Raw genomic sequence first — 11,540 nt, 5'->3', positions numbered from 1 at the left:
ATCACTTCGCTATTACTAATCAATGTCTTAGTGTTTGGATATTACTCAAGCATTGTACGAAAGATTCAATTAGAACAGCGTACTATTTTGTATGAGAATTTAATTAATACGATAGGGTCCTATCAAAAAGAATATGAACAGTCCTATCTCCAATTAAGAAGGACAAAGCATAATTATAATAATGATATGCTTCATATCAAAACATTGATCGAGAATAGAGATTATATGAAGGCAGTTCAGAAAATAGATAGCCTTATGTATATGGCTTCTCGTAACGATGATATAATTGCGAACTCGGGGAACCTGTTTTTAGATTCATTAATTAACTACAGATATATGATTGCAAAAGAAAGGGGTGTAGAATTCAAGCTTGAATTATCGATACCAATGCAACTGGAGTTTGATGGAGGAGACTTGAATTTAATCCTAGGAAATATAATAGATAATGCTCTTGAGGCCACAAGTCTGCTACCAGAAGGCAAACGTTTTGTTAAAGTAAAGATTGAATACAAGAAAAAAAGCTTGTTTGTGGTGGTAATAAATAGTTTTAATGGGATTGTGAACAAGGACTATAAAGGGCGCTATATGACAACAAAAAATGATTCCAAATGTCATGGTTTGGGCATTGATATGGCTAGGCAGGCAATTGAAAAATATAACGGCACTATGTCACTTGAAAATGACAATAATTTTTTCATTGCCAAGGTACTTTTGTATCCACGCGAACAGTGAAAATTACATTGAAGTCCGTAAAAATTACAAAACCGTAAAAAGCGATATTGATATGGTATCCTCAAATAAAAAAGGAGGATACTCAAATGAAAAAGAACATTAAAAAACAACTTGTCAAGAAAATGGATACGATAGCTCAAATGACGGCTAAAGCATCCATGGAGAGTGCGTGCATTTACATTTTACACCAGCCTAAAATGCCGGATTCGGTAAAAAAGCTGGGAAAGAAAAATGCATAATACTGCAAAAAAACTGGCAGATTTTGTCACTAGTGTGAATTGTAAAGACGAGATGAAAGATGCATATACGTATGTTTTTCAAATTATATTGGAAACCGTTATTGCTTTTTTAACAACTTTGTTTATAGCGGTGTTGTTAGGAAAAGTGTTAGACTTTCTAGTATTTATATGTGTATTTATATGTATTCGAAATCTTGCGGGCGGTTTTCATTTTTCAACGTTTTTCAAGTGTTATTTAGCTACGACTTTTGTGGTTACATGTATGTTAGTGAGTATAGTTTATTTGCCGTTAACAGGAGAAGTTAACTACATACTCATTCTTCTATTTTTACTGAGTGTACTTATCGTTGCGCCTGTAGAAGATGTAAATAGAAAATTTACAAAAGAGGAAAGAAAATACTTGTTTCGCAAACTTGCATTAAGAATGGTTATTATTGCTTTCGTATCGACAATAATGCTGTTTATTAACGCAATCAATATTTTGATTAATGTTAGGAATGCCTGTGTTCTGGCATCCAGTATATGCTACCTTGGTATTCTGAAAGCAAAGTTTTCAAAACATTAGGGGGCTACAATGAATGTATATGAGTGGGGAGACAATTAAACATTTTAGAAAAAAACTGGGATTTACACAGGAAGAGTTAGCTGAGAGTTCGGATCTTACTGCAGACTATATTTCGAAAATTGAAAATAGCAGAAGAGTGGCTGGGAAAGTGGCTATAATGCGTATTATTAACGCATTAGGTATAAGTGAAATCGATATCTTGTTTCATGAGCATCGAAACAATGTAAATACGGATATTAAATTTCAAATCATGACGTGGTTACTTTCGGACTGCACAGATCAAGAACTGCATATAATATCAGATGTTGTATCAGTTCTTAAGGAGTCTTTGCGTAACGAGAGAAAAAAGGGATATGGTTTTATAAATCAGGAGATTTAAATTATTTGTAGGGGGGCTGTTAGGGTAGCCCCTTTTTTTTTACCCAAAATGAGGAGGAAAAACGGAATGAGAACAAAAAAGAGAAGGCGTTTTATCAAAACACTATTAAGTCTTCTGCTTGTGACTATCATGGCATTGCAAGGAACAGAGCCAATTTTCGTTCAAGCAAAAGAGGCAATCGAAAATGCTCCGAGGAATGTAGATTTTTCACGCCCAGAAGCAACGAGTACACTTTCGGAGATTGGAATTGAAGATAATTCAGAGGCCGATGTTGCTGAGGAAGAGCCTGAGGAGGCAGAAAGTGTAAATGAGACGGAGACAGAACCGGCGCCAGCAAAAGAACAGGAAAATGTGCCGGAAGAGTCAACTGTGCCAACGGAAGCCGAAAGCGCTCCGACAGAAGTAGAACTAAAAGAACCAGTAGAATACTATCCTCTACCAGCAGAGCCTGAGGGAGAATTGATTGACTTCGATAAGGAGTCAAGAACCTACAAAACCGGCGAGAAGCAATATACAACGGTTTTCGGGGGATATGTGGGTACCTATGAGGACAAGAAGGGTGAAATCCAATTAGTTGATAACACTTTAGTTGAACCTCAGAAAAAGGCGCGGTCTACGCAGCCAGCAGACGTATATGAAAACAAAGCCAACGACTATATAGTTCAGTTGCCGAAGAATATAACAACGGATGCTGGCATCAAGGTTAAAAGTGGGGCCTACGACATTGAAGTCGTTCCCGTAAACGGTGATTATACTCATTCTGTGGCGAAGGACAATGCAATTCTTTACAATCAAGTGTACGACGGGATAGATGTGCAGTACACCGTCCTTGATAATAGCGTCAAAGAAGACATTGTGTTACATAAGCCAGTAGACCAAACGGTATTTGAGTATGAGCTAAAAATTCCTGGATTAAAAGCAGAATTAAAAGATAACCAAGTATATTTATATCCAGAGGATAAGAAGATTGAAGATACGGAGTATATCTTGGAAGCCCCTTCTATGGAAGACGCTGCTGGCGAAGTAAACTTCAAGATTGATCTAGAGCTACGTGTAGAAGAAGGAAAGACCATTCTTGTAGTAAGCCCAAACAAAGAGTGGCTTTCAAGTGACGAACGTCAGTATCCTATCAGAATTGACCCGAGTACGGTGAATATAGGCAGAGAAGCCTTTAGCATGAACGGAGTAGAGCAAGGGTCGCCGACAGCATATATAGGAGATAATAACTATCCCTACGTTGGTTTCGATGATGGAATCAAATCAGGAAATATGGCCGGTTATGGAACTATGCATATGATCTGTAGAACCTATATCAAGGTGAATTCGGATTTTAGTGCAATTCCTAAGGATTCTAAAATCGATAGTGCAACCTTCTCGGTGAGCCAAAGGACAGCTTACAGCGGTGGTGCCTCTCAATTTGGTCTTTACCGTGTTGATGAAGGATGGGGAGTGCCGATTAGCTGGAAAACCCAACCTTATAATCATACGTTCATTGATGTGCAGAATGCGAGCGGTAGTAGAAATGGCTATATTCATTATAATGTAAAAGATTTGGTCAACGACTGGGTACAGGGAACGTATGGCAATAATGGAATGGTTTTAAAAGCCATAGACGAAGCTAGCGGGCTAGCAGCCGCCATGCAGTGCGAAGTCTTGAACAATCGAAATTCCGTGTATGGTCCACAGATTACTGTCCAGTGGTCACCAGCAGAAGATCCTTTTTTAAAGGCGATGTCTCTTGATGAGACTACCGTCCTTTTGCGACCTATGACGGAAAAGAGTCTAGGTGGAAAACTGAAATTCGATGCTGTTTTTGCAGATGGAATTGCTAAGAGTAAATCCAACGTAGAGTATTATTTGGTGCCAGATGAAGAGGCGAAAGAGGATCACCATGTTATAGATGCGAAACCACTATACAGCTTTCCGGATAGCACGGAATATAACAAACAGTTTCCAGAAGCCAATAAGTACTATAGCAAAGATTCCAACTGGCAGAGTGCGCTTTATAGTGGTCTTGCAAAGGATAAACTATATACAGTGAAAGCTCAGGCTTCTAAAGAGATAGATGGTGAATTGCAGGTAGGGAAAGAAGTTACTAGCGATAGCTTTGTGATATACGAAGTAAAGCAGTACGATACCTTCCCGAAGATTGCTAAATACTATGGGATTCCACTTGTAAATATTATGAAGGACAACCAGGTGCAAGATGCCCTTGTGGTTGCCAACAATACCATATTTATAAGGAATCCTAAGACGAACGTTCCTTATAACCCACCTGCCCTCACCGATATCGATAAAATGAAGATTGATGGTGCCCTAATGGGAAGAGGGATGCATTGTGAGTTTGGTTTCGAACCAGTAAATCTAAACACCGGTAACTTCTACATGGATCAAACAGATGCCACCATGAATGAGTTAGATGGTGATTTTAACCTTACAAGAACCTATAACTCAAAGGGAACGGATAAAAACTCGATGTTTGGTCGTGGCTGGAACTTTGCCTATGACCATGCGCTTTCCCAGCTAGAAGATGGTACTATCCTTTATATGCGTGGTGATGGAAGTGTACTCTTCTTTGCAAAGAACGAGGATGGAACCTATACGGCCCCTAATGGTTACGTATATGATTTGACGGCGGTATCCTATGAAGAAACGGACCATGATGAAATTGGTTGGGAATTAACAGATGCAGATCAAAGCACATGGTCTTTTGATAAGTATGGGATGCTTCGGTTTGTGACAGATGTGAACGGCTTTGAGACAAAGCTTGACTACGACGACGATTACAATTTAAGTAAGATTATTACTGCTTCAGGAAAAGAGTTCCAGATTAAGCAAAATGATCAGGGATATATAACAGGTGTTACTCTTCCTGATGGTAGTAAACTCACATATAAATATGACGAAAATGGTAATCTAACATCTTGCACAGATGGCAACGGTGGAACAAGAAGCTATACGTACGATGATAAGAATCGTATGACAAGCTGGAAGGATGAAAATGGTCATACGGTTGTAAAGAATACTTACGATGATGAAGGCCGAGTTACTAGTCAAGTGGATGCGAACGGCGGCGAAGCTTTCTTCGAATACGGTGAGAACCAGACAACAACCATCGATAACGAAGGAAATAAGACGGTCTACACCTATGATGATTTTTATCGTACCACAGCTATCGCATACCCTGATGGCACCAAGACAACCAAAAGCTACAATGAAGATAATCAGTTAGCAAGCGAAGAAACACCAAATGGGGTTAAGACTTATTCTTATGATCAGTTTGGTAATATTGCAACAGAAACAAGAGAGGATGGGGCAACTGCGTCCTATACTTATAATGAACAAAATAAAATAACGTCGATAACAGGCTATGATGGTGCAACGGTAACGTATAGTTATGATGGCGCTGGAAATATGGTGGTTGCGACGAATCCTGACGGAAGTAGTTCTTCCTATGTGTATGACGATCAGCATCGCATGATATCTCAAACAGATGGTCGGGGAATTACAACATCTTTTAGTTATGAAGGCGTAAATTTAGTAAGTCATGTGGATGGTGAGGGGCAGACATGGACATATAGCTATGACCCTATGAATCGTCCGACGGCAATGAGCGATCCTCTAGGTAACACGACAAAGATAGCTTATGATGCTAGAGGTAAAATGATATCCCAAACAGCAGCAGATGGTGGGGTGACTTCCTATGCTTTAGATGGTGTGGGTAATATAAAAAGTATTACGGATCCTTTAGGAAAGGTCACAAGCTTTGCCTATGATAAGCTGTATAATATTACAAAAGGGACCGATCCAGAAGGCAATACTATTTCTTATAAGTATAATAAGAATAATCAGGAAATAGAAGCAACAGATGCTGCTGGCAATACGATTAAGTACGCTCGCGACAGTATGGGAAGGGTAATCGAAGAGACTAATAAAGACTTCGGTACCAAGATTTATGCTTATAGCAAGGCTGGTAATCTAAAAAAGGTAACTGATGGGAAAGGAAATTCAACTGTTTCCGAATACAATAAATTAGGCTTACCCACAAAGATAACCGATGCTCTTGGAAATGTAATGCAATATTCCTATAATGCACTTGGGAAAGAGACAGAAGTAATCAATGCGGATGGCGGCAGTTATAAGACTACGTATGATGCTTGTGGACGGATTCTTAGTGAGATAGATGAATTAGGGGCAGTACTTAGCAATACATACGATGCGAACGGCAACATCTTGAGTATGAGTGATGATAGTGGTCGGACTTACACCTATACTTATGACAATAATAACAATAAAATATCTGAAACAAATCCTGAAGGTGGTGTAGCAACATATTCTTATGATGCGGCTGGAAGAATGGTTTCTTATACCAATGAAGAGGGGCAGACCCAGACCTATACTTATGATAAAGCAGGGCGCGTCACCAGCTCTAAAAATCCACTAAATCAGACATATAAAAATACTTACGATCTCGGTGGCAACTTAATTAAGACAGTAGATGAAAATGGCAATACAAGCTCCCTTACGTATAATGGTATCGGGAAGGTAACATCGGTAACGGACCCTCTTGGTAATATTACGGGAATGAAATACGATGCCCTTGGTAACTTAGCTGAGACCATAGATGCCCTTAAAGGAAGTACATCTTACGAATACGATTCCCGCGGAAATTCTACGAAGATGACGGATGCATTGGGAAATGAGTATGCCTATAAGTATGATAAGGCTGGGAATAATACATCCATTACCCTGCCCACTGGGGACAAAGTAAAAATGTCCTATGATGAGATTGGACAGTTGGTGAAGTGTGAAGATGCCAATGGTCTAGTGATTAGCTACCAGTATGATGCGATGGGACGAATGATCCTTTCAGAAGATAACGCCGGAAATAGCATGAGCTATACTTACGATACGGCGGGAAATCTAACCAGTCAGACCGATCAAACAAAGCGTACGGCTACTTACACTTATGATAAGTACTCCCGTCTGTTATCGGTAACAGAAGCAGATGGCAGCGTCACTGCCTATGAATACGATGCTATGGATCGTATCATAGCCGTAACCGACGCAGAAGGAAATAGAACCACTTTTGGTTATGATAAAGTAGGTAATCAGATATCCATTACCGAAGCAGATCAAGCGGTGTATCAATACGCCTTCGATAAGAAGAACAGAGTTATTTCTGAAATCAACCCGGTAGGGGCGACAACCACCTTCCAGTATGATGGTAATGATAATGTAACGAACGTTACTGACGGGAACGGAATTATCACTAGTTATATCTATGATGGGAATGATAATTTAACAGCAGTAACCGATGGCAAAGGAAACACCACAACATACGGATACGATGAGTTAAATCGAAAGATTAAGGAGATTTCTCCCAAGGATGATGTAAAAGAATATCGCTACGATGTCTTATCTAATCTGACTAAGTATATGGATCCGCTAGAATACATTACGGAATATCAGTATGATAGCTTAGGAAATATGGTTAAGGAAATTTCGCCCAAAGGTAAAGAAACTTCTTATACCTATGATCTACATGGCAACGTCTTATCAAAGACAGATCCACGAGGGAACACGACTACCTATGAAGTGAATTTAAACGATAGTGTTACCAAGATGACTTTGCCAAATGAGGGCGCTTATAACTATACATATGACAAAGCTGGAAGAATTAAAGAGATTGAAAGTCCTTTAGGCTACAAAAAGTCTTTTAGTTATGATAAAGCTGACAATGTAGTGGAAGAAGCGGATAGTTTAGAACAGGTAACGACATATAGCTATGATAAGCTTCACCGTATGACGGAAAGTATAAATGCGGAAGGCGGAAAGAGTAGCTTCACGTATGATGTTCGTGGCAATATGACCAGTGAGAGCGATCCTCTTGGTAGAGAAAATATCTATACCTATAACTTGGCTAGCCAGATGATTCAATCTGCGAATCCTCTAGGTCAACTGACGGAATATACTTATGATCCTGTTGGTAACCTAACTTCTTTGACTCAGCCAGGTGGTAGAAAGACAGCGTACGCCTATGACAAGAATTACAATGTAAAATCCGTAACAGATCCTCTTGGTTACGTAACCTCCTTCTCTTACGATAAAAATAATCGTCTAAAGAAAGAAACCGATGCTCTAAAGCAAGAAGAGAGTTATCAATACGATAAAAATGGTCGATTAACAAAAGAAACTGATAAAGCTGGTAATAGTACCCAGTACGAGTATGATCCTCACGGAAATGTCTTAGGCATGACCGATAAGACAGGCCTTGTGACGAAATTCGAGTACGACGACGGTGATAATTTAACTAGGGTGATTGACGCCATGGGCGGAAAGACCACTTATAGTTACGATAGCATGAACCAGCTAATTAGCTATACCAACGCTCTAGGTAAGAATACGGCATATACCTATGATTTGGAAGGGAATGTTACTTCGATTACTGATCCTGAAGGCAGAGTCGAAAAGCGTGCTTACGATGAAATGGGTAGGCTTACTTCCTTGGTTTCGGCTAGCGGAAAAGCAACTAACTACGATTATGATAAGCTGAATAATCTAGTGAAGAAGAGTTATGAAGATGCCGAGAGTAAGAAGAGTGAAGATTCGGTAATATATGCTTATGACGCGACTGGTCAAAGACTTAAGATGACTGACACCACTGGAAAGAGTAGTTATGAGTATGATTTGCTGGGAAGAGTAACCCAGGTAACCGATGGGAATGGTCAAAAGCTTAGTTATTCCTATACAGAAAGTGGTGATATTCAGGAGATAATATATCCAGATGACACCAAAGTAAGTTACGAATACGATTTAAACCAAAACCTGATTAAGGTTATGGACCGAACGGGAGCTGTGACAGAGTTTAAGTATGACGCTCTAAACCGTCTAGTGGAGACTATTCGTCCAAATGAGATGAAGACGGTAGTTACCTATGATGCCCTAAATCATGTGACTAACTTAAAGAATATCTGTAGTGGTTGCCAGGAGACAATCTCCACATATGCCTATACATATAATGAGCAGGGCTATATAATAAAGGAGAAAGCGACCGAGTCTCTGGCTGGCTATGTGTATGATGATAAGCACGATGGCAAGCATGAGGACGGTAAGCATGATAGCGAGTATCCTCATGGCAATAAGCATGATGGTAAGCACGATAAAGACGGCGAGGATGCCGTTCGCGTAGTTACCTCAGAGCGTTCTTATGAATACGATGAGAATTGGCAACTTACAAAGTGTACTGAGGAAGAAGAATATAAAGGAACTACCGTTTATACGTACAAGTACGATAAGGCAGGGAATCGCACAGCTTACGAGAAGGTATCAGGTGGCGAGACCAAAGAAAAGTATAGCTACAAATACAACGACTCTAATCAGTTAATCTCGAAGACAGAAAAGTCAGACTGGAGAGCATGGAAGCACGTTAAAACCACATATGAGTACGACCGAGACGGCAACCTGATTTCGGAAAATGGAAAAGATGAGGTTCTAACTTATGAGTACACCGCTGAGAACCGCTTAAGAGCTGTTACCGGCAAAAAAGAAGTACTTATGGCCGCTACCTATGATGGAGATGGCAACCGCATCTTCCAGTTGGATTTTGTAGAAGACGGGAATAAGACAAATAAGGATAACGTACTGATTCCAGAAAGTGCTAAGACGAAGGATGGAGATAGTGCTCTCGAAGAGTTAGTAGATGTTCTGCCAAAGAACAGCAAGGATAGCGACTATACCATTACTCAGTATGTGAATGATATCAATCAGGAACATGCTCAGGCGGTACTAGAACTGAAAACCGATGGTAGAGTTCAGACAGCCTATACCTACGGCGTGAACAGGTTAGGAAGGGATACAGAAGAGGAATGTAGCTATTACTTATATGACGGCAGAGGAAGTGTAGCCGGCATCACAGCTACTGATGGAACGTTGACAGATAGTTATCGTTACGATCCTTATGGAAACCTTGAATTTGGTACGCCAGTAAGCAACAACTACTATGGTTATAACGCCGAGTCTACGAATACTAACACAGGGCTGCAATATCTTAGAGCTAGATATTATAATCCTCAAAATGGTAACTTTACGACTGAGGATACGGAGACAGGAACAAAGACGAACCCCCTTACGAGGAATCGTTATACTTATGTAACGAATAACCCTCTTAACTATCAAGATCCTAGTGGTCATTTCCTAAAAAGCTTATGGAACGGGGTTAAGAAGGTTGCTTCGAAAGTAGTATCGACCGTTAAGAAGGTGGTTAAGACAGTAGTTAACACCGTTAAGAGTGCAGTAAGTTGGGTAGCGAATGCTATCCGTAACCCGAAGCAAGTCATCAATGATGTGAAACAGGCGGCTTACAATGGTTATCAGAAGGCAGCTTCGGCAACATCCACCTTTATCAGTAGTGCCGGGAATGCACTGCAGAACACCCAGAGAGCCTTTACTTCTTTCACTTCCTACGTGGCTCACAGAACTGCAGAGATTAAGGACACAGTAGTACGAGAGTTATGTACAACAGCAAACCGGATTAGCGATGCTCTGGGTAAAGTAGACTGGAAAACAGTTGGCAAGGTTGCATTAGGTGGATTGGTTATAGTCGGTTTGGGCGTGGCGGTAGTTGCAACAGGAGGATCAGCTATTGCCGTTGCAGGTTTAGTAGGCGCAGGCGTAGGCGGCTTGACGGGCGGGATACAAAGTGGATTAACTGGTGGAAATGTTCTAGATGGTGCCGTTAGTGGTATTGTAAATGGTGCGATTACAGGAACTGTAGGAGTTGCTTCGGGGAATCTATACTTTTCGAATCTGTTAGGCGGGGCAGCAGGAGGAGCATTAGAAACAGCCTTCGAAGGTGGGAGCGCAAGAGAAACAATCACATCAGCAGCTATTTCTGGTGCGACACAAGCATTTGTAGGCGGAGGTTTAGGAACTCAGGTGGATGCGGCTACAAAAGGAGTGCAAAATGATTTGGCTAATAGGATAGGTGTTGGAGTGGTAAAGGCTGTTCCAGAGGTATATGGAATAGGCGCGGGAACAACTGTGGACTATCTCAGCCAAGCGATGGAAAACTAATACATCGTAAACGACAATGAGTAATAGAATTAGAAAACGAGGTAATAGAAGTGGATAGCGTATTAGTAAAGTCACTAAATATTTTTTTCATGCTTTTTTTAACAGCTGGAGTAATGAAATCACTCATAAAAAGCTTTGTTCATGATTTAGTTACTCCGAACAAGCAGCTAAGGAAGTATTTTGGCAATAAGATGAAGTTAGTATGGGTTTTATTTATAAGCGCATATTTAGTGGTTGTTTGGGGGTGTGGTATATTTGTGAGAAGGATTCCTATTTTGATTGATGACACAAGAGGTTCATCAGTCATTGGGATATATACAATGCTGGTAGCGTATGTCTTTTTCAATGTATTTATGCAAAGAGGCTTTTGGAAGGAATGTGGCATTGAAAATAATAATGTATTCATTGTGATTAAGCGGATATGGCAAATAAGTGTTTATCTATATAGTGGAATGGTATTATGCTGTGTTTTTTCATGTATAAGTGGAGCATATACAACAAGAATTATACTATTTGCTGCGTTCTTTATCTATTCGCTATGCAGTATAAT

At 40.1% G+C, this 11,540-nt stretch carries 6 protein-coding genes; all 6 read left to right on the top strand.

Going from position 1 to position 11,540, the window contains the following annotated elements; all coding sequences use genetic code 11:
* Positions 1-732: sensor histidine kinase (locus NHH16_RS14580; protein ID WP_262070330.1), on the top strand; the 732-nt coding region annotated here is incomplete at its 5' end.
* A gap of 86 nt (positions 733-818) precedes the next feature.
* Positions 819-971: a cyclic lactone autoinducer peptide gene (locus NHH16_RS14575; RefSeq protein WP_262070329.1), complete on the top strand. Its 153-nt coding sequence runs from the start codon at positions 819-821 to the stop codon at positions 969-971.
* Positions 964-1,536, top strand: a complete 573-nt coding sequence (locus tag NHH16_RS14570; RefSeq protein WP_262070328.1) for an accessory gene regulator B family protein — start codon at positions 964-966, stop codon at positions 1,534-1,536. The genes NHH16_RS14575 and NHH16_RS14570 overlap by 8 nt, the downstream gene beginning before the upstream one ends.
* A gap of 13 nt (positions 1,537-1,549) precedes the next feature.
* The gene (locus NHH16_RS14565; RefSeq protein ID WP_262070327.1) at positions 1,550-1,915 is read left to right on the top strand and encodes a helix-turn-helix domain-containing protein; all 366 of its coding nucleotides are present in this window, start codon (positions 1,550-1,552) and stop codon (positions 1,913-1,915) included.
* Positions 1,916-1,981: 66 nt separating this feature from the next.
* The gene (locus NHH16_RS14560) at positions 1,982-10,990 is read left to right on the top strand and encodes a DNRLRE domain-containing protein (protein ID WP_262070326.1); all 9,009 of its coding nucleotides are present in this window, start codon (positions 1,982-1,984) and stop codon (positions 10,988-10,990) included.
* A 50-nt stretch (positions 10,991-11,040) separates the two neighbouring features.
* Positions 11,041-11,540, top strand: a 500-nt coding sequence (locus NHH16_RS14555; protein WP_262070325.1) for a hypothetical protein, incomplete at its 3' end; no start/stop codon positions are given.

It is taken from the genome of Ohessyouella blattaphilus (assembly GCF_024721265.1).
Taxonomy (GTDB): domain Bacteria; phylum Bacillota; class Clostridia; order Lachnospirales; family Lachnospiraceae; genus Aequitasia; species Aequitasia blattaphilus_A.
This window is presented reverse-complemented; position numbering and strand designations above follow the sequence as displayed.